Here is an 18,936-nt window from a genome sequence, read left to right on the forward strand (position 1 = left end):
GTCGGGTCTTACCCATTCCCGATGATGATGCCGGCGGCGAGAACCAGCGAGCCGCCGAACACGACCTGGAAGACCGCGCGCATGAAAGGCGTCTCCATATAGCGGTTCTGGATGAAGGCGATCGCCCAAAGCTCGATGAAGACGACCAGCGCGGCGATTGCCGTTGCCGTCCAGAAATGCGGGATCAAATACGGTAGCGCATGGCCGAGACCGCCGATTGCAGTCATGATGCCGGACGCAAAGCCCCGTTTTACCGGAGAGCCCCGGCCGGAAATCTTGCCGTCGTCATGCGCGGCCTCGGTGAAGCCCATGGAAATTCCCGCGCCGACAGATGCCGACAGGCCGATGAGGAAGGTGGACCAGGTGTCCTGGGTGGCGAAGGCGGCGGCAAAGATCGGAGCAAGCGTCGAGACCGAGCCGTCCATCAAGCCCGCCAGGCCCGGCTGCACATAGGTGAGGACGAACTGGCGATGTGCCGCCTCGTCCTCCTCCTGCCGCACCTCTCCCGGCAGATGCTTCTCCTCCAGCATGCGGGCGATCTCCTCATGCCCCTGTTCGGCAAGCGCCAGATCCCCCAGCAGCTGCCGCGTCGAGGCATCGGATACGCGCTTTGCCGCTTCGGCGTAGAAGCGGCCGGCCTGAACCTCCATGGCCTCGGCCTGCGTACGCGCCGTTTCCAGCGGCAGATTCTTTCTCAGCCAATCCGGCTTGCGTTCGTAGAAGCCACGCACATGCTCACGCCGGATGAGCGGAATGCGCTCTCCGAAGCGGGCACGGAACATCTCGATCAGCATGTTCTTGTGCGTTTGCTCCACCTCGGCCATGTCCTCGAAGACCTTCGCCGACGCCGGATAGCCTTCCCGCAATCCGTCCGCATAGCCGAGATAGATGCGGGCATCCTCCTCTTCCGAGGCGATCGCAAGCGCCAGGATTTCCTCCTCGCTCAGGGAATCGAAAGACCGTTTGGAATTGGGCAACAGGTGGCGCAGCATGAAAACCTCTTTTAGAATAATTCTAAATTAAAGCCCTGGAACAAAAATTCAAGACAAAAGCCGCGCGCGGTGAAAGTCGGATGAAAAAATCAGCCATTCCGCAATTTCCGCAAAGAAATGACGTTTGCAGCGCAACAATTATAATTTTTTACTTGCTCGCGGCGAAACGAAGGGATTAAGAGCGGCGCATTTGGCAATCCGGGCTCTCGCAGCCAGAAAGGCTTACCCGTCATGAACCGCAGAAATTTCATTCGTCAGGCAGGTACGGCCGGCATGGGCGCCGCCGCCGCAAGCGTTCTGGCTGCCCCGGCCATCGCGCAGGAAAATCCGAAAATCACCTGGCGCTTGACTTCCTCGTTCCCGAAGAGCCTGGACATCATCTACGGTGCGGCGACGGAGATCGCCGAAAGCGTCAAGGAAGCCTCGGACGGCAATTTCGTCATCCAGAGCTTCGCGGCGGGAGAAATCGTGCCTGCGCTGCAGGCAGCCGATGCGGTGTCCGCGGGGACCGTGGAGATGGCACATACCTGCTCATATTATTATGTCGGCAAGGACCCGACCTTCGCGCTCGGCACGGCCATTCCCTTCGGCCTCAATGCGCGCCTCACCAACTCCTGGTTCTCGGTGGGCGGCGGCAACGAGCTGATTAACGAATTCCTCGCCGGTCACAATCTCTACGCCTTGCCGGCCGGCAACACCGGTGCCCAGATGGGTGGCTGGTTCCGCAAGGAGATCAATACGATCGACGACCTCAAGGGCCTGAAGATGCGCATCGCCGGCCTGACCGGCCAGGTGATGCAGAAGGTCGGCGTGACGCCGCAGCAGATCGCCGGCGGCGACGTCTACGCCGCGCTTGAAAAGGGCACGATCGACGCGACCGAGTTCGTCGGCCCCTATGACGATCATAAGCTCGGCTTCGTTAAAGTGGCAAAATACTATTACTATCCCGCCTGGTGGGAAGGTGGCCCGACGGTCCACGCCTTCTTCAATCTCGAGAAGTTCAACGCTCTTCCGAAGAGCTATCAGCGCATGCTGAAGGATGCCTGCGCCAGCGCCAACCAGAACATGCTCGCCCGCTATGACGCGCAGAACGCCACGGCTCTGAAGCAGCTCGTCGCGGAAGGCGCGGTGCTGAAGGCGTTCAATCAGGATATCCTGGACGTCTGCTACAAGGCGGCCCAGCAGACCTATGCGGAAATTTCCGCCGCCAATCCGGCCTTCAAGAAGATCTACGACCACCAGCAGGCCTTCAAGAAGGACGGTTACCTGTGGAACCAGATTGCCGAATATACTTACGACACGTTCATGATGATCCAGCAGCGCAACGGCACGCTGTGATGGGCTCTGCCATTAGCTGAGGCTTCATGTCTTCCCGCCTCCTTCCCGACCGGAAGGAGGCGTTTTTTATCCGCCCGCTCGCGATCGCCCAGCAGGCTCCGCTCTCCGGGGGGTGATTTTCCGCTCCACATTCGGATTTAAAATCATCACTTTGGCCTAGAAATATCTCGCGGCCTCAATGCCTTTGAAAAATTTAATCCGCCTTTGGCGTTGATTATCCTCCGATAAAGCTTATATTCATCAAAATCGAAGTTGTGTGCGACCTTTGTTCACGAGCCTTGGGCTTAGTCAGATTTCCTCTCAAATATCGATGCAAGCGGGCGATATACTGCCCGCCAACTCTAGCGATTGAAAGGAAATCGTTATGAATACTGGCACTGTAAAGTGGTTCAACAGCACCAAGGGTTTCGGCTTCATTCAGCCCGATGATGGAACGACGGATGTTTTCGTTCACATTTCGGCTGTCGAGCGCGCCGGCATGTCCTCCCTGAAGGACGGTCAGAAGATCTCTTACGAGATCGTTCGCGATCGTAAATCCGGCAAGAGCTCGGCTGACAATCTGCGGGCTGAATAATGTCGTTCGCCTCCGCTGACCACGGATGTACTGGCAGCGAGCGCTTGAACGATAGGAAGAGGTCGGGGTAACGCCCGGCCTTTTTGTTTTGCACCGGCGTCAGCCGGGATCCCAAGGAGAAGACGATGAAGGCAAATCTCCATGCCGTCGATGATGTCATCGTGCTGAAGGCGAGCCTGATGCGGACAGCCAATGGCGACCGCACCTGCCGGATCGTCGGCCTTCTTCCGGCTGCCGACAGCGGAGAGCGGCAGTATCGCGTTCGCTTCGGCAACGAAAACTTCGAACGGCGGATTCTGGCGAGCGACATCGACACGACGGCAACGACGACGCTCGCCGAGAAGGAGGAAACCTCCTCCACGACCACGGGTGGCCCATGGCTGAGGCCGGGAAGCATCCGTGTGAGCAAGTAAGTAAACCTCTTGATGGACGAGGGATCGGTAATCCCCCGATGGAAAGGATAAAGTTTGCAAGTTCTTGTCAGAGACAACAATGTCGAGCAGGCACTTCGTGTGCTGAAGAAGAAGATGCAGCGTGAGGGCATCTTCCGCGAGATGAAGGCGCGCAGCGCTTATGAAAAGCCGTCCGAGAAGCGTGTGCGTGAAAAGGCGGAAGCCGTGCGGCGCTATCGAAAGCTCGCCCGCAAGAAGGCACAGCGCGAAGGCTTGCTGCCCGCACCGAAGAAAGCTGTTCGCGCTCGCTAATCTTCCAGCTTCTCGCCCGGACATCACACCAGGAAGGAAGACATCATGACCGCCACCAAGGACGAATTCTTCAATCCCGCCAAGCTTTCCGCGCGCGACAAGGCAGCCGCCACAGACAGTACGGCCCGGGCCATCATTGCCGCGGAAGATTCGCAGCGGCAGAAGAAGACGGAGAAGCTGAGACTGCTTCGGCTCGAACGCGAAGCCGCGCAGTCTTCCGATGCTCCGGCTCGGCCAAAAGGGCGAAAAGCACCTGTGAGCCACTGAATTCGAAAGCCTGGAGACGCTCCAGGCTTTCTTCTTTCTATGGGTTTGCCGCTCAGGCCGGTTGGAGCCTCTGCGGACGCGGCAACGGCGGGAAGGCGAGCGCGATCGCTACCGCACCGAGCCCCACAAGGGCGGAGCCGATAAAGAGCCAATTGTAGTTCGCAAAATTATCGAAAGCCCAACCGCCCGCAAGCGGCCCGAAGGCCATGCCGATGCTCGACAGCATCGTGGCGGCCCCCAGCACCGTACCCAATATGCGGGCTGCAAAATATTCCCCCGCCAGCACGGCATAGAGCGGCATCACCCCACCATAGGTGCCCCCGAAAATCACCGCCAACACGTAGAACTGCGTCAGTTCGCTGACCATCGTATAGGCAGCGATGACGGCAGCCTGAATCAACAGCCCGGTGATCAGAACCGGCTTCACGCCGAGCTTGTCGGCAAGAAGGCCGAAGAGCACGCGGCCGCCGAGGCCCGCCGCACCCTCCACGCTGTAGATGCTGACGGCAGCCATCGGCCCTATGCCACAGAACATGGCGTAGCTCACCATATGAAAGATGGGGCCGGAGTGAGCTGCGCAACAGGCAAAGAAGGTAAAGCCAAGGACCAGGAATTGCGGTGAGCGCAACACCCGCGACAGCGACATGCCTTCCGTCTGGGCGATCGGCCGGGCGGCTGCATTTTCCGCAACGGCCGCGGGTGGGTTGCGCACGAACATTGCGGCGGGCAGCAGCAGAACCCAAGCGCCGATACCGATCAGAAGCATGGCGACGCGCCAGTCGTCATAAGCGCTGATCAGCCAGCGGGCGAAGGGTGAGACGGTCATGGGCGCCATGCCCATGCCGGCGGAAACGAGCGATACCGCGAGGCTTCGATGCTCATCGAACCAGGACATCGTGATCGCGATCATCGGCGCGAAGAAAGCACTCGCCGAAAGCCCCACGAGAACACCGTAGGTAAGCTGGAAAGCCAGCAGGCTCTCGGCCCGGCTCGCCAGCACGAGCGCCAGTCCAAGCAGCACCGAGCCGATCAGCACGACGATGCGCGCGCCGAAACGGTCGCTCATCGCGCCCCAGAAAAACCCTCCCAACCCCATGACGATGAAGTTCAGCGTCATGGCACTCGAAATTCCGGCCCGGGACCACTGCGTATCCGTGGCGACCGGTTCAAGAAAAATGGCCAGCGAAAACATCGTGCCGACGGCCACGCAACCCATCAGCGCGCCGGCGGCGACAATGACCCAGCGATAAGACATACTCATGCCTGCTCTCCCATTGTGACGGAACCTTCGGCAACGGGGGCTTTTCTTTCCGCCTCCCGTTGCCGCTCGTCCTTCAGGACGTTTGACGGGACAGCATTCCGACAGTGCGTTTTATATTTTTGACGAAAACCTAAAGAAGGGAGGTACCGAACCACGGGACTGGAAGCCCGGCCGACATCTCAAGAGCATGTGAGGCCGCTTGAAACTAAGCTATCCTGATCCTCTCCGAGGGAGTAGCGAGGCATTGCCATTGAATGAAAAATCGCTGATCGCCGCCCGGGATCGGCTGCTTGACACCGCGGTGCGGTTCTTCTCCAGGGATCCGGCCATCATCGGAATATTTCTCGGCGGGTCGCTAGCCGCGGGGAGCGCAGATGCATTTTCCGACATCGACCTGAGGATCGTCGTGAAGCCTGATCGTCATAAGCATTATGTCGATCGGCGTCGGGAATTTCCAAAGTCTTGGCCCGGCTTCCTGTTCAACGAGTGGATGCCTGGCGCCCAGCATTGCGTCTCGCATTTTCAGCCGTTCGGGAAGATCGATATTTTCTACTACGATGCCCGCGCATTGAACCCTTCACCCTGGTATCGACTGCCGATCAGGATATTGCTCGACCCCGAGGGGATTGTTGCGGAACTCTTGGAGCGTTCGCAGGGCTTGCCCTTCAGCGTTTCCGAGGATGATCTCGATTTTTCGATCAGCAAGGGGTTGGCGGCCGCCCACGAGACCTATCGGCGCGCCGAGCGCGGCGAGCTGTTCTATGCTCACTCGCTGCTCGACGAGCTGCGCCAGCACATCATGCACGCTGACGATTGGCTTCACGACCGGACGTCTGAAACCACCGTAATGGCGAAGTTCGAACGGCGCGCAAGCCCTGCAGTTCTCGCGGCGCTCAAATCGTCCTACGTCCCTTGCGAGGCGGAGGCGATTTTGACCGCGCTCCGGCTATTGGCAGGGATTTATCGGGCCCAGCTCATGGAACTGCACGGCAAGTTCGATATGTCCCGCGCGCTCGCCTCGGACCTCGAAGCATTGGATATCGTTTTGTCGCAGAACTCCTAGGTTCAAGGCTCGCGGGTTCGAACGGCTGGTGACGTCAGTTGCTGCCGTCGTTCGGCCGCGGCTTGCCGACATTGACATTGGTCGAGACCGTCTTGCCGTCCGGCGCCTGGCCGTAATAGGTACCGCCCAGATGACCGCCGGCGCTGGTGTTCTTCACCTGCCGCTCGGCCCGTTTCACGGCTTCACGCACGTCGCTCTTGCTCATATCTGCCTCCAGTTTCAGATTGATGACAAAGGTTTAACCGAAGAGGCGCCGATAGGTTCCTCATCGAAACGTCGCGGAATGAAGCTGCCTCTTCGCGCTTGACGAAAGGATTCCCATTTCATATTTGGAAACGATCATTTCCTAATTCTTCTTTGTTCGAGTCCTCCATGACCAACACCTCCACCTCCATTCCCGCACCTCGGCTGCCCGGACGCCCCCGCGAATTCGAGATGGAGGAAGCGCTGGATAAGGCGATCATCGTCTTTTCCGAACGCGGCTATCACGCCGCTTCGGTATCGGAACTCACCGAGGCCATGGGGCTGACGGCCGGCAGCCTCTACAAGGCGTTCGGAGACAAGATGGCGATCTTTCTCGCCGCCTTCGATCGCTACAAACAGGTGAGAAACGGGCTTCTGGAACAGGAGCTTGCCGAAGGCAGCAGCGGCCGCGACAAGGTGTTCCGCATGCTGCGCTTCTATGCGGAAGCCTCTCATGGGGAGTACGGCCGGCGCGGTTGCCTGGTGGTAGGTACCGCGATCGAACTAGCAATCCTCGATGCGGAAGCCGCCGAGCGCGTCAACCGCTCGATGGCCCGTAGCGAGGCGCTGTTTAAAGCCATGATCCGCGAAGGCCAGGCCGACGGCTCCATTCGCGCCTCGCTGGACCCGGATGCCGCCGCCCGCCTTCTGCTCTCCATCACACAGGGACTGAGGGTGCTCGGAAAGGCGGGAACAGACCGTGACCGCGCTCTTTCCGTGGCCGAAACGGCCATGAACCTTCTCGATTGATTTCAACCTATTCCTTCCTCCCCCGATCCTTCCTCCTAAGGAGCTTTTCATGACAAGCAATTCGGCAACGATGGCCCCGCCGGCCACCTCCGCCATGTCGGCCGGCATGACCTTTCTCATGGCGGCGGCCTGCGGCCTCATCGCCGCAAATCTCTATTATGCTCAGCCGCTCGCCGGTCCGATCGCCGCCTCGATCGGCCTGCCCGTCCATGCGACCGGTTTCATCGTGACACTGACCCAGATCGGTTATGGGCTCGGCCTGCTGCTGATCGTGCCGCTTGGCGACCTCCTCGAAAACCGAAGATTGATCCTGACGATGATCGGGATCGTGACGATTGCGCTTCTGGCCGCCGGCATCTCCTCCACGCCGCTGCCCTTCCTCGCTGCCTCGCTGGCGATCGGCCTCGCCTCCACGGCCGTGCAGATGATCGTTCCCTTCGCCGCCAATCTGGCGCCGGATGCCATGCGGGGCCGGGTCGTGGGCAATGTCATGAGCGGCCTCATGGTCGGCATCATGATGGCCCGTCCGGTCGCGAGCTTCATCGCCCGCTTCTCTTCCTGGCATACAGTCTTCTTCATTTCAGCGGCGGTCATGGTCCTGCTCGGTCTCGTGCTGGCCGCCAGGCTGCCGAAACGGATGCCGCAGACGAAGCTCAGCTACGGAGGTCTTCTGGCTTCAATGGGCGAACTTGCCGCCACACAGCCGATCCTGCGTCGCCGAGCCGCCTATCAGGCCTGCCAGTTCGCAGCTTTCAGCCTGTTCTGGACCGTCACCCCGCTGCTGCTTGCCGGCCCGGCCTTCAATCTCACTCAGGCGGGAATTGCGCTTTTTGCACTTGCCGGCGTTGCAGGCGCCATCGCTTCACCGATTGCGGGACGACTGGCCGATCGAGATCTCGGCACGCCGGCGACAGCCTTTGGTATCGCCGCGGTCGCGACCGCCTTCCTCATCACGCATATCGCTCCCGAAGGTTCCACTTTGGCGCTCGCTCTGCTGACTGCCGCCGCGATCCTCCTCGATTTCGGCGTCACCATGACGCTGGTGATCGGCCAAAGGGCGATCTACGGGATCGGCGCCGAGCTTCGCAGCCGGCTGAACGGCATCTTCATGGCGACCTTCTTCTGTGGCGGAGCGATCGGCTCGGCGGTCGGCGCCTGGGCTTTTGCGGAAGGCGACTGGCTTCTCGCCTCCTCCATAGGGCTTGCGCTGCCCGTCATCGCTCTTGTCTACTTCCTGACGGAACGGCGCTGAACATTCCGGCCGAGCATAGCTGCGTGGGATCGCAAATCAGAAGGAAAACAGATGGATTACGAGGTGCGGGAGGCTCCCGAAGCCGGCATCGAAATCGAGAGCTACCTGTTGCGCGATTTGCGTTCCCTCCTTCCGCAAGGGGAGAACATTTCCGTCACCTATGCCGTCCGGGATGACAAAGGCACGCTGGTTGCGGGCATTTCCGGAGCCACATCTTATGGCTGGCTGCTGGTGAAGGTCCTATGGGTTCATGAAGACCATCGGGGCCAGGGATTGGGAGCGCGGCTGCTCGCCATCGCCGAGAACAAAGCACGCGAGCTCGGCTGCCATGCCGCATGGCTGGACACTTCCAATCCCGCCGCCGAGACCTTTTATCGTCGACATGGCTATAGCCTGTTCGGAGAGCTCGAAAACGGCGAAGGCGAGCTGCCCGAACACCACCGCCGCGCCTTCATGCGGAAGCGGTTCTAGGGCGACGCGCAAGCAAGGCCAATCCCCAGCCGGTCAGCAGAAGGCAGATACCGCTCGCCACTGTCCGGACGACATTCCAGAATTGCCAAGGCTGCGAATACTCCTGCCATATTCGCGCTGCCTCTGAACGATCCGCCGGCGTGTTTGCAGCCGCCAGAGCCTCGTTCATCGGAACGTTGACGCTCAGGGTGAGGACTTGCCCTCCAACGAGATAGACGCAGGCGGCCAACGCGAAAACCGCCGCTGCGCCGCGCAGACCTTTCACGAAAGCCAGCAAGGCGGTCAGGAGGAGTACAGGGCTGGTTCCAAAGAAGGCCGGCGCGAACACTGCGTTGCGCACCGAGGCATTCATTGCCTTCATCGCCTCCATGGCCACTACGGGATCGGCCGCATCGAGGCCCCACATCGTGGAACATACCCAGGCATAGAAAAATCCGAAGATCGCACCGCTCAACATGAGCGACAATCCGGCAAAAATGAAAAGCAGCGACATCATGCCAAGCCTCCCACCGAAACATTGAAGAGCTGGCATGAAATGCGGCGCTTTCCAAGTGAAAGTAGTATGAAGGCCATACGCAGCCGCTGTGCTGCCTGGCAGAACGGTCCGGATCGTGTTCGGGGACGTGCTCGAACGTGATCGAGGTCGAGAAGGCCGCGGCTTTTGCGGAATATCCCGCCATCGCTTCTCAACCATGACGAGGTTCTCATGCGGTCGATTTTTTCTGTTCTCATAGCATTGCTGGCCAGCGCTGCTGCCAGCTCCCCAGCCCTTGCAACCGAACCAGTGGGCGTCCGGAAGCTCAGCGTGGTTTCGCCCGATCACGGCAGGGCGCTTGCCGTGACCGTCTGGTATCCATCGAAAGGCGACGGCGCACCCGTGCTTGTCGGCGACAGCCGGGTTTTCGAGGGATCGCCGGCATCGAAAAATGCCTCCGCTGGAAACGGCCGCTTTCCCCTGGTGCTGCTCTCGCATGGCTCCGGCTCCCGCGCGGAAGGCATGGCATGGATCGCCACGAAGCTTGCCGAGGCGGGCTTCATCGTTGCCGGCCCCAACCATCCCGGCACCACGGGCGGCGATTCCACGCCGGCCGCCACGCCTAGAATATGGGAACGCACGCAGGACATCTCGGATATCATCACCGCAATGACCCGCGACGACCGCTGGAAAACGCTGATCGACAAGGAGCGTATCGGGGTTCTCGGGTTTTCGCTCGGCGGCGCCACCGCGATGGAGCTTGCCGGGGCACGCGCCGATCTCGACGCCTATATCCGCTATTGCGACGACCAACCGTCGATGATGGATTGCCGCTGGTTCCGGGGAGGGCGCGGCTTCGCCGACGGAGAGGAGGTCGAGGTCGACGAATTCGATCTCCACAGCCTGGACAAGTCCCACTTCGAACAATCGAACCGCGATCCGCGCATCGTTTCGGCGGTCATCATCGATCCCGGTCTTGCCACAGTCTTCAAGCCAGAAAGCGTGAAGGCCATCGATATCCCGCTGACCCTCGTCAATCTCGGCAGCGCCGGCCATATCCCGGTCGCGGTGCTTTCGGATGTCCTGGCGAAACAGGCGCCGACCGCCACCTACGCGCAGGTGGCCGATTCCGACCATTTCAGCTTTCTGCCCGTCTGCAAGACGGGTGCGGCCGAGTTCCTGAAATCCGTCGGCGAGCCAGACCCGATCTGTGAAAACACAGGCCGACGGCGGGCCGATATTCACGAGGAACTCACCAGTCTCATAAGGCAGGCTTTCGAGCGAACGCTCAAACCCGGAAACTGAAGAAGCAGTGCGTCAGGCAAGCCGCTTGTAGAACAGGGTCGTGCCGCAGAAACCGCCCTGCGGCCACATGGCATAATTGGGAATGACGCCGACACGTTCCCAGCCGAAGCGCGGATAGATCCTTTCCGCATCACTGCCGGTCGCCGTGTCCAATACCAAGAGCGAGCGGCCGCGTCGCGCGGCCTCCACCTCCACTGCCTCCATCAGCAATCGCGACAATCCGAGACCACGAGCCGAGCGATGCACGAGGAGCTTCATGAGATCGCCGCGGTGAGGCTGGTTCGGTTTCGAAGCCAGGCCAACCTGCACTGTGCCGACGATGCGGCCCTCCACCTCGGCAACAGCGAGGATCGTGGCACCCCGCTCGACGCTCTCAGCAACCTCCGTCCAATAGGGCGTGGCGTCGGCAGGCGAGAAGGGCAGCATGAAGCCCAAGGAAGCGCCCCCATGGATACAATCCGAAAGGACTTCGCCAAGGTCGGAAACCGCTGCGCGGGCTTCTTCGGCATTGAGGATACGAACGGTCGTCATTTGAAATTCTCTCGGTAATGTTTCACCGGCCGCGATCGAGGATCACCGCGTAACGGGCCGGTTTGTCGGAGGGATTGTAGAAGTCGAACGCGTCGCCGATATCCATGTAGAGGCAGTCGCCGGGATAAAGCCTATGCACAGTCTCGCCGATGATCATTTCGAGCGCGCCCTCGAAGAGCCAGACATGCTGCGTCATCACCCGGCTTTCCTCGCGCGGCGGAAAGCTGACGCGGGCACGGGGCGGAAATTCCACCTCGACGATATCGACCCGGCTCGGGGTGCCTGGCGGAGAGACGGACCGGCGCAAATAGCCGGTATGCGGATCACGCCAGAGCTTCTGATCCGCCCTGCGGACGAGGGGCGAACCTGCCGCCTCGTCATCGGCAAAGAAGGCTGAGAGCGAAAGGCCCAATGCTTCGCAAAGTCTTGCCAGCAAGGCGGCCGTCGGGCTCGCCTCCGCCCTCTCGATGCGCGAAATCATCGCACGACTGACACCGGAGCGCTGAGATAGCTCATCGAGTGTCAGGTCATGCCGGTTGCGCAGCGCCCTTATGCGCTCGCCCATCGATCTGTCGAAGCCGTCATCCATCGAATCCATTATTTGAGATTTGCATTCCCCTATAATGGAGTCAAGCCAAACCAGCGCGATGTCTCCCGGTTAACGCAATGTCTTCCGGTTACGGCGTTTCTCGCATCCATGACTGCGCCAAGGGCACATCCTTATCGGAAAGCATATGGCCGGCCTCGATGAAATGGCTGGTGAGCACCGTGCCGCTCTTCTTAAACCAGTGCTCCAACCGGCGGCCTCCCGGCGCGGAGAGATCCTGCCTGCCGTTGACCATCAACACCGATGCATCGGCCAGATCGACCTTTGGGGCTTCATCAAGGACCAGCATGCCCCGGAACAGCACGGCGCGGCGAATAACATCCGGATGAAGCGCCATGAAGGCAGCGATGAAGTTGGCGCCGTTCGATAGGCCCATGAAGGTGAGCCGCTCCGGATCAAGCCTGTAACCGCCGATCGCGCCCTCGATGAAAGCCGCGAACGCGTCCGCCTCGGCACGGATATCCTGCTGATCGAAGCTCGTTGCCGAGAACCGCCTGAACCAACGCGCCGCGCCCTCTTCGGTTGCCCGCCCCCGAACGCCAAGAAGTGTAGCACGTGGGGCGATCCTATGAGCGAGCGGCATCAAGTCCGCTTCGCTGCCGCCGCTACCATGCAGCAGCACGATGGTCTCTTCCCCCGGCTCCTCGGGCACGAAGAAGCGATGAACGAATGGCAGGTCGCGACGCGGCATGCGCGGCTCCCCAGGCATGGAAAACTGCGGCAACAGCACCCGCAGATCCTGCGCGCGCTCCTCGTTGCCCGGCGGGACGAAGAGCTTTTCACCGAGATGCCCCGGCTCCTCGTCGAGCGCAAAGCCCGGCCCCTCCGTTGCGAGTTCGATCAGGGCGCCGCCCGGCTCCCGCACATAGAGCGAGGTGAAATACTTCCGGTCATGGAAATTCGTGGGCGAGGCATTACGTTTCGAAAGCTCCGCCTTCGCGGCACGCACGGCGGCAATGTCCGCCGCACGAAACGCCACGTGATCGGCCGTGCCGGTCCCAGGAATACCGGGTACATAGCCCGAGGCGTCACGGACATCGACGGAATCGGTCTCGGAGACTAGCCGCTGCACCGCGCCGGCAACCGACCCCGGCTTGTAGCCGAAACGCTGTATGAAAGCGGCAGTCTCTTCGGGCGTCTCGGTGAGAATCGTCACGGCCCGCAGCCGCAGCACGGCGAGGTCGTGGCCGCTATCTGCAAAAGCCGCGTCTCCGACGCCAACCAGCTTGACGATGACTCCATCGGGATCCTTCAGCCGCAGCACCGTTTCGCCGAACTCGTGCATCGGCCCCTCGACGGGTACCCGGTGCGTGATCGCCCGCGTCAGCCATTCGCCGATCGAACCCTGCGCCACCGTGAACGCGATCTCCGAAATCTGCCCGTTGCCGACCCGACCTGGTGCGCCGTCCTCCCAGACAAGGAAGGTGACGAGCGTTCCCGGCGACGCGTTTTCGTCGCCGTAGAAGAGGTGCAGTTGCTCGGCATCTTCGAAGCCGCCGGTACGCTTCACGAGGTTGAGCCCGAGGAAGCCGACATAGAAATCGACATTATCCTGCACCCGCCGCGTGATCAGCGTTACATGGTGGATGCCAGTGGCGGAAGTCGTCTGCTGGTCGTCGTTCATGAGAAGGCTCTCGGGCGGCGTGGGGAGCAAGTTACACCGGCTTCCGTCATCGATGGGCAAAGGTCAAGCAGCCCGCAGCAAATTGATCGGGTCGATTTGCCCGGCAAAGCCGCCAATTTATCGCAAATGCCGCGAAGTTCCGGCTAGGCGCGGCCCTTGACCGCTGCTATATGCGCGAGCCATGAGCACCACTTCGCGCACGCCCCTCGACCATATCCGCAACTTCTCGATCGTGGCCCATATCGACCACGGCAAGTCGACCCTTGCTGACCGGCTGATCCAGTCCACTGGCGGCCTCGCCGAACGCGAGATGTCGGAACAGGTGCTGGATTCGATGGATATCGAGCGCGAGCGCGGCATCACCATCAAGGCCCAGACCGTGCGCCTGCACTACAAGGCGCAGAACGGCGAGACCTATATCCTGAACCTCATCGACACACCCGGCCATGTGGACTTCGCCTATGAAGTCTCGCGCTCGCTCTCGGCATGCGAAGGCTCGCTGCTCGTGGTCGACGCCTCCCAGGGCGTGGAGGCCCAGACGCTCGCCAACGTCTACCAGGCGATCGACAACAACCACGAGCTCGTCACCGTGCTCAACAAGATCGACCTGCCGGCCGCCGAACCCGACCGCATCAGGGAGCAGATCGAGGAAGTGATCGGCATCGACGCCTCCGACGCGGTGCTGATCTCGGCCAAGACCGGCCTCGGCATTCCCGACGTGCTGGAAGCCATCGTCCATAAGCTGCCTCCACCCAAGAGCGAGATCGGCGAAAAGGGTCCGCTCAAGGCGCTGCTGGTCGACAGCTGGTACGACACCTATCTCGGCGTCATGGTTCTGGTGCGGGTCATCGACGGTGTGCTGACCAAGGGCATGACCATCCGCATGATGGGCACGGACGCCAAATACCAGGTCGAGCGCGTCGGCGTGCTGACGCCGAAGATGCTGGCCGTGGACAGTCTCGGCCCCGGCGAGATCGGCTTCATCACCGGCTCAATCAAGGAAGTGGCCGATACCCGCGTCGGCGATACGATCACCGAGGACAAGCGTCCGACGGCGACCGCCCTGCCGGGCTTCAAGCCGGCCCAGCCGGTGGTATTCTGCGGCCTCTTCCCGGTCGACGCGGCCGATTTCGAGGATCTGCGCGCGGCGATGGGCAAGCTTCGCCTCAACGATGCCAGCTTCTCATTCGAAATGGAGAGCTCGGCCGCCCTCGGCTTCGGCTTCCGCTGCGGCTTCCTCGGCCTGCTGCACCTAGAAATCATCCAGGAGCGGCTGGAGCGCGAGTTCAACCTCGATCTCATCGCCACCGCTCCCTCGGTCGTCTACAAGCTGACGATGACGGACGGATCGGAACGCGAGCTGCACAACCCGGCCGACATGCCTGATGTCGTCAAGATCTCGGAAATCCGTGAACCGTGGATCAAGGCGACGATCCTGACCCCGGACGATTATCTTGGCGGCATCCTGAAGCTTTGCCAGGATCGGCGCGGCATCCAGACCGAGCTCACCTATGTGGGCAAGCGCGCCATGCTCACTTACGAGCTGCCGCTCAACGAAGTCGTGTTCGATTTCTATGACCGCCTGAAGTCCATATCGAAGGGCTATGCATCGTTCGATTATCACCTGCACGGCTATCGCGAGGGCAACCTCGTAAAGATGTCGATCATGGTGAATGGCGAGCCGGTCGATGCGCTGTCGATGCTGGTCCATCGCTCGGCTGCCGAAAAGCGCGGCCGCGACATGTGCGAGAAGCTGAAGGACCTGATCCCGCGGCACATGTTCAAGATCCCGATCCAGGCGGCGATTGGCGGCAACGTCATCGCCCGCGAGACGATCTCGGCCATGCGCAAGGACGTGACCGCCAAGTGCTACGGCGGCGACGCCACGCGCAAGCGCAAGCTGCTCGACAAGCAGAAGGAAGGCAAGAAGCGCATGCGGCAGTTCGGCAAGGTCGACATTCCGCAGGAAGCCTTCATCGCAGCGTTGAAGATGAAGGACGAGTAAGTTTCGGGCAGCAGTCGCGGTGATGTGCTGGTAATATCAGCTCGCCTTGCGATGGCGGGGGCGGGCTGCCTTCGCCGACTTGCGGAAATCCTGAACCGGCGCCGGATGGCCGACGTGATAGCCCTGCGCGTAGTCGATGCGCAGCTCGCGAACCAGTGCCAACTGGCCTTCGGTCTCGACACCTTCGACGAGAATCTTCGGGCCGCGGTTGCGGACGAGATCGACAATATCCTGAAGCATCGCCCTGCCCCGAGGCGCGGAGCCGTCATGCAGGAAGGAGCGATCGATCTTTACGATATCGAACTCGATCAGCCGTAACCAAGACAATCCTGCAAAGCCGGTGCCGAAGTCATCGAGCCATATCTGGATTCCCAGCGTTTTCAGATCGCTGATGCAGCGCAGCACGTCGGAATGCATCTCCATCTCGAGACCTTCGGTAATCTCCAGTGCGAGCCTGCTGCCGGAGACCCCCGTTTCATAGAGAATGGCTGCCACGCTCGCGGCGAAGCCCGGCATCTTGAGCTGGATCGGCGAGACATTGACGCTTGCCACTTCCACATGATTTTCCGCAAGGAGATCAAGACAAACCGTCCGTATGACCCAGCGGCCGAGGTCTGTGATCAGGCCGGTTCGCTCGGCAATCGGTATGAAAAGGCTTGGCGGAACGGCAACGCCATCGAGCGTCTTGAGGCGCATAAGGGCCTCGACCGCATCGCGCCTTCCTGAAACCATGTCCTCGATCGGCTGATAGACGAGCGACACCAGCCCCTGGTCGACTGCGATTTTCAAAAGCGCCGCAATGTTCTCGGTTTCATCGCTGTTATTGGGATCGTTCGGATCGAACAAGCGCACGCAGTTGCGACCGCTCGCCTTGGCGCTGTAAAGCGCCCGGTCAGCCTCATGGATGATCTTCTCGAGCTTCGCTCCCGCCTGATCCCTGGTGAAGGCCGCGCCGACGCTCACTGTCACGACCGAGGTGCCATCGCGCCGCTCCTTGTGATGAACCCTCAATTGCTCGACGGTGAAGCGGATTCCCTCGGCAAGCGCGGCGACCTCCTCCCTGCTGTCGATCTGCGCGAGCACGATGAACTCCTCGCCGCCGTAACGACCGATCGAGCCGCCATAAGGTTCGATCGCCTGTTTTATCGTGGTGGCGACATCGACCAGGCAGCGATCGCCCTCTTGATGGCCATAACCATCATTGTACTTCTTGAAGAAGTCCACATCGACCAGGATGGCGGCAAAGCCGCGGCCATTGCCCTGCCACTCATTCCAGTAATACCGGAGCCGCTGATCCACCGCGCGGCGATTTTCCAGACCCGTCAGGTAATCGGTATTCGACATCCTGAGCAGAGCTTCACCTCTTTCATTGGCCTCTCTCTGCTGCGTCTTCGCCTCCAGCGCATTCAGGAACACGTTGTAGCGTTCCTCATTCAGCTTCCAGTTCACGTAGGAGGTGAAGATGAAGCAGGAGACATAGAACGTGCCGAAGGCAAATGCGTAATTATCCGACGGCCAGAACGCCGGCAGGGATGCCAGGAAGATGGCCAGCACGGCGCCCGAGGTTGCCACGGAAAGGCTGAACCTGAAGCTGAAGAACAGGTTCGCGCCCATCATGAAGATGGCGCCGAATATCATGTAATAGGAGAGGCTTTCCGTATAGGCGGTTTGAAGCGTCGGCAGGACCCAGGCGGCATATCCCATGACGAGGGCCACCGCGCAGGTGCGGTTGAGCCAGGTTATACCGACGCCGAACCGGACCTGCGCCTCGATCACTGCGAGAGCGAGACCTCCAACCATCAGGCGCGTGGCAACGGTGTAGATAGCGACATCGGGGGTCAACACGATGTCGGCGGCCCAGAACAGCACATAGATGATGATCGCGGTCCACAGGCCGTGACGAGTCGCGGTCCTGCGCGCCGGCTCGCCGTCGCGCCTGTAAAGGTCACGAAGCTCGCCGGCCGTCGGCCTCGGCGAGGTCTTTTGCAGATCGGTTTCGACCGTCTCGGCAAATATGTGCTTCATGCACGTCCCATCCGCTCGCATTCCACGGGACGGGCATACCTGCCCCGCCTTGGGAATCCTGTTACGCGCCCGTGTGTCGATGACCCTCCTCGGATCAGCCAAGCGACGGGCCGGACTACCCGGCGAAAGTAAGGGGGAGGGCTGTTAAATCTTGATAAATTTCAATCGGAAAGCTTGCCGTTAATCCTGTTTAAGGAAATCGATGGTTAACAAAAGGTTTAAACAATATGATTTAGTTTATGGGCCACTGAGGCGCAGAGAGCGCGGTGCGCCCAGTTCATTTAAGTATCAATTGAAACTGGGGGTATTTCACATGACTCAATTGAAAGTGGAATTCGACGGCCATAGCCTCATCACGCCTTCGGCGATTGCGAGCGAGCTGGGAGCGGCGAAGGGCGAACATTTCGAAGATCATCTGGCCATCGGAAAAGGGGAGCTCGCGCTCCTGCTCGAGTTGGCAGACCAGCAGTTCAAACATGGCGAAGACCCGGTCAAGATCATCGACCGCGTCACCTTTTCCCTTCACGAAATCCGCAACAGGTTCCATCCCCGCGTCTGGCAGGAGCTTGTTCCCTTCGTCCAGAACCATCCTGTCTCATCATTCTTCCTGGAAGACCCGCTGACCCGCTGGTCGTTCGAGAAGCCGAGGGGATATTCCGGCGACGCGACATTGATGGACCTCATCTACCAGCATGAAAGCGTTGCCGATCAGGTGGCCAAGGCTTCCACGCTCGGCAAGGCGCTTTACGAATATACGAGCATCGCTCCCTCTTCAGTCGCCGCCCGGGACCGGAGAGACATATTGGCGCGCCATGTGGACGAAGTGGCCGCCGCAAACGGGCCGGAAACAGAGGTTCTGAGCATCGCCGCGGGACACCTGCGCGAGGCTGCCCAATCCGTCGCGTTGCGGGAAAAGGCGCTCAAGCGCTGGGTCGCCCTCGACCAGGATCCGCTCAGCGTCGGAACGATCGCCCGCAATTTCCAGGGAACCGCGGTCGAGGCGATCGACGGCTCGGTGCGTTCCCTTCTGGCGGGCCGCCAGCGGCCGGGCCAGTTCGATCTCGTCTATGCCTCGGGTCTCTATGATTATCTGATAGACAAGGTCGCCATCAAGCTGACACAGCGCTGCCTGGAAATGCTGAAGCCCAACGGCGTCTTTCTGTTCGCCAACTTCGCCTACCCCATCACCGTCGACGGCTATATGGAAACCTTCATGAACTGGCCCCTTCTCCTGCGCTCGGAGGCGGATATGTGGAAGATCATCCATGCCAGCACGGACGGGCGGGACTTCGAATCCAAGGTATTCTTCGGGAAGCACAAATACATCGTCTACGCAGCCTTGCGTAAACGCGCGTAGGCGACTGGCGACATCACCAGCCAGGCAGTGAACCAGGCCGGGAGGCCGCAACCAGAACCCCAAGGGGTAGGGTTGCCGCCTCCCGGCCGCGT

20 protein-coding genes are annotated in these 18,936 nt (G+C 60.6%); 12 read left to right on the forward strand and 8 right to left on the reverse strand.

Features of this window, described 5'->3' with window-relative positions; genetic code table 11:
* Window positions 1–8 precede the first annotated feature (8 nt).
* Entirely contained in the window at window positions 9–992 is a 984-nt protein-coding gene (mbfA, locus tag ACE04I_RS16475; protein WP_046793983.1) for an iron exporter MbfA, read from the reverse strand.
* 231 nt (window positions 993–1,223) lie between these two features.
* Here mbfA and ACE04I_RS16480 point away from each other — a divergent pair, with 231 nt between their 5' ends.
* The 5 genes from ACE04I_RS16480 (at window position 1,224) to ACE04I_RS16500 (ending at window position 3,875) form a co-directional block, all read left to right on the forward strand.
* Window positions 1,224–2,330 (forward strand): TRAP transporter substrate-binding protein, encoded by a 1,107-nt coding sequence (locus ACE04I_RS16480; protein ID WP_487207287.1) that lies wholly within the window; start codon window positions 1,224–1,226, stop codon window positions 2,328–2,330.
* Window positions 2,331–2,694: 364 nt separating this feature from the next.
* Entirely contained in the window at window positions 2,695–2,904 is a 210-nt protein-coding gene (locus tag ACE04I_RS16485) for a cold-shock protein (RefSeq protein WP_046793981.1), read from the forward strand.
* Window positions 2,905–3,029: 125 nt separating this feature from the next.
* Window positions 3,030–3,317 carry a hypothetical protein gene (locus ACE04I_RS16490; RefSeq protein WP_046794323.1) on the forward strand — a complete coding sequence of 96 codons (288 nt, stop codon included), beginning with the start codon at window positions 3,030–3,032 and terminating at the stop codon, window positions 3,315–3,317.
* A gap of 54 nt (window positions 3,318–3,371) precedes the next feature.
* Window positions 3,372–3,608, forward strand: coding sequence for a 30S ribosomal protein S21 (gene rpsU, locus ACE04I_RS16495; protein ID WP_046793980.1), 237 nt, complete (start codon window positions 3,372–3,374; stop codon window positions 3,606–3,608).
* A gap of 45 nt (window positions 3,609–3,653) precedes the next feature.
* Window positions 3,654–3,875, forward strand: coding sequence for a hypothetical protein (locus ACE04I_RS16500; protein WP_046793979.1), 222 nt, complete (start codon window positions 3,654–3,656; stop codon window positions 3,873–3,875).
* A 52-nt stretch (window positions 3,876–3,927) separates the two neighbouring features.
* Here ACE04I_RS16500 and ACE04I_RS16505 read toward each other — a convergent pair whose 3' ends face one another.
* Window positions 3,928–5,136, reverse strand: coding sequence for an MFS transporter (locus tag ACE04I_RS16505; RefSeq protein WP_046793978.1), 1,209 nt, complete (start codon window positions 5,134–5,136; stop codon window positions 3,928–3,930).
* 250 nt (window positions 5,137–5,386) lie between these two features.
* On the opposite strand from ACE04I_RS16505, the gene ACE04I_RS16510 reads away from it, so the two are divergent.
* Window positions 5,387–6,199 (forward strand): nucleotidyltransferase domain-containing protein, encoded by an 813-nt coding sequence (locus ACE04I_RS16510; protein ID WP_052760377.1) that lies wholly within the window; start codon window positions 5,387–5,389, stop codon window positions 6,197–6,199.
* Between the two features lie 34 nt (window positions 6,200–6,233).
* Here the strand turns inward: ACE04I_RS16510 and ACE04I_RS16515 are convergent, their stop codons facing one another.
* Complete coding sequence (locus tag ACE04I_RS16515) at window positions 6,234–6,404, reverse strand: hypothetical protein (protein WP_170986297.1); 171 nt, start codon at window positions 6,402–6,404, stop codon at window positions 6,234–6,236.
* A gap of 167 nt (window positions 6,405–6,571) precedes the next feature.
* Between ACE04I_RS16515 and ACE04I_RS16520 the strand changes: the two genes are divergently transcribed.
* Genes ACE04I_RS16520 through ACE04I_RS16530 form a run of 3 tightly spaced genes read left to right on the forward strand, consistent with a single transcriptional unit; the run spans window position 6,572 to window position 8,915 of the window.
* Entirely contained in the window at window positions 6,572–7,192 is a 621-nt protein-coding gene (locus ACE04I_RS16520) for a TetR/AcrR family transcriptional regulator (protein WP_046794322.1), read from the forward strand.
* A 49-nt stretch (window positions 7,193–7,241) separates the two neighbouring features.
* Entirely contained in the window at window positions 7,242–8,444 is a 1,203-nt protein-coding gene (locus ACE04I_RS16525) for an MFS transporter (RefSeq protein WP_046793976.1), read from the forward strand.
* Between the two features lie 51 nt (window positions 8,445–8,495).
* Window positions 8,496–8,915, forward strand: a complete 420-nt coding sequence (locus tag ACE04I_RS16530) for a GNAT family N-acetyltransferase (RefSeq protein ID WP_052760376.1) — start codon at window positions 8,496–8,498, stop codon at window positions 8,913–8,915.
* On the opposite strand, the gene ACE04I_RS16535 is transcribed toward ACE04I_RS16530, so the two are convergent.
* On the reverse strand, window positions 8,896–9,411 hold the full coding sequence (locus ACE04I_RS16535) for an anthrone oxygenase family protein (protein ID WP_046793975.1): 516 nt from the start codon (window positions 9,409–9,411) through the stop codon (window positions 8,896–8,898). The genes ACE04I_RS16530 and ACE04I_RS16535 overlap by 20 nt on opposite strands.
* Before the next feature lie 210 nt (window positions 9,412–9,621).
* Here ACE04I_RS16535 and ACE04I_RS16540 point away from each other — a divergent pair, with 210 nt between their 5' ends.
* On the forward strand, window positions 9,622–10,695 hold the full coding sequence (locus ACE04I_RS16540; protein ID WP_046794320.1) for an alpha/beta hydrolase family protein: 1,074 nt from the start codon (window positions 9,622–9,624) through the stop codon (window positions 10,693–10,695).
* Window positions 10,696–10,707: 12 nt separating this feature from the next.
* On the opposite strand, the gene ACE04I_RS16545 is transcribed toward ACE04I_RS16540, so the two are convergent.
* The 3 genes from ACE04I_RS16545 to ACE04I_RS16555 all read right to left on the reverse strand — a co-directional run bounded on the left by ACE04I_RS16545 (window position 10,708) and on the right by ACE04I_RS16555 (window position 13,457).
* A complete protein-coding gene (locus ACE04I_RS16545; protein WP_046793974.1) occupies window positions 10,708–11,226 on the reverse strand; it encodes a GNAT family N-acetyltransferase in 519 nt (172 codons plus the stop codon).
* 22 nt (window positions 11,227–11,248) lie between these two features.
* Entirely contained in the window at window positions 11,249–11,815 is a 567-nt protein-coding gene (locus ACE04I_RS16550) for a helix-turn-helix domain-containing protein (RefSeq protein WP_046794319.1), read from the reverse strand.
* Window positions 11,816–11,903: 88 nt separating this feature from the next.
* Complete coding sequence (locus ACE04I_RS16555) at window positions 11,904–13,457, reverse strand: VOC family protein (RefSeq protein ID WP_487207288.1); 1,554 nt, start codon at window positions 13,455–13,457, stop codon at window positions 11,904–11,906.
* A gap of 181 nt (window positions 13,458–13,638) precedes the next feature.
* Between ACE04I_RS16555 and lepA the strand changes: the two genes are divergently transcribed.
* Entirely contained in the window at window positions 13,639–15,462 is a 1,824-nt protein-coding gene (gene lepA, locus ACE04I_RS16560) for a translation elongation factor 4 (RefSeq protein ID WP_046793972.1), read from the forward strand.
* A 36-nt stretch (window positions 15,463–15,498) separates the two neighbouring features.
* On the opposite strand, the gene ACE04I_RS16565 is transcribed toward lepA, so the two are convergent.
* Window positions 15,499–17,487: a putative bifunctional diguanylate cyclase/phosphodiesterase gene (locus ACE04I_RS16565; protein ID WP_046793971.1), complete on the reverse strand. Its 1,989-nt coding sequence runs from the start codon at window positions 17,485–17,487 to the stop codon at window positions 15,499–15,501.
* 313 nt (window positions 17,488–17,800) lie between these two features.
* On the opposite strand from ACE04I_RS16565, the gene ACE04I_RS16570 reads away from it, so the two are divergent.
* Window positions 17,801–18,844 (forward strand): class I SAM-dependent methyltransferase, encoded by a 1,044-nt coding sequence (locus ACE04I_RS16570; protein ID WP_487207289.1) that lies wholly within the window; start codon window positions 17,801–17,803, stop codon window positions 18,842–18,844.
* The last annotated feature ends 92 nt before the right edge of the window (window positions 18,845–18,936 follow it).

It is taken from the genome of Rhizobium moroccans (genome assembly GCF_057559155.1).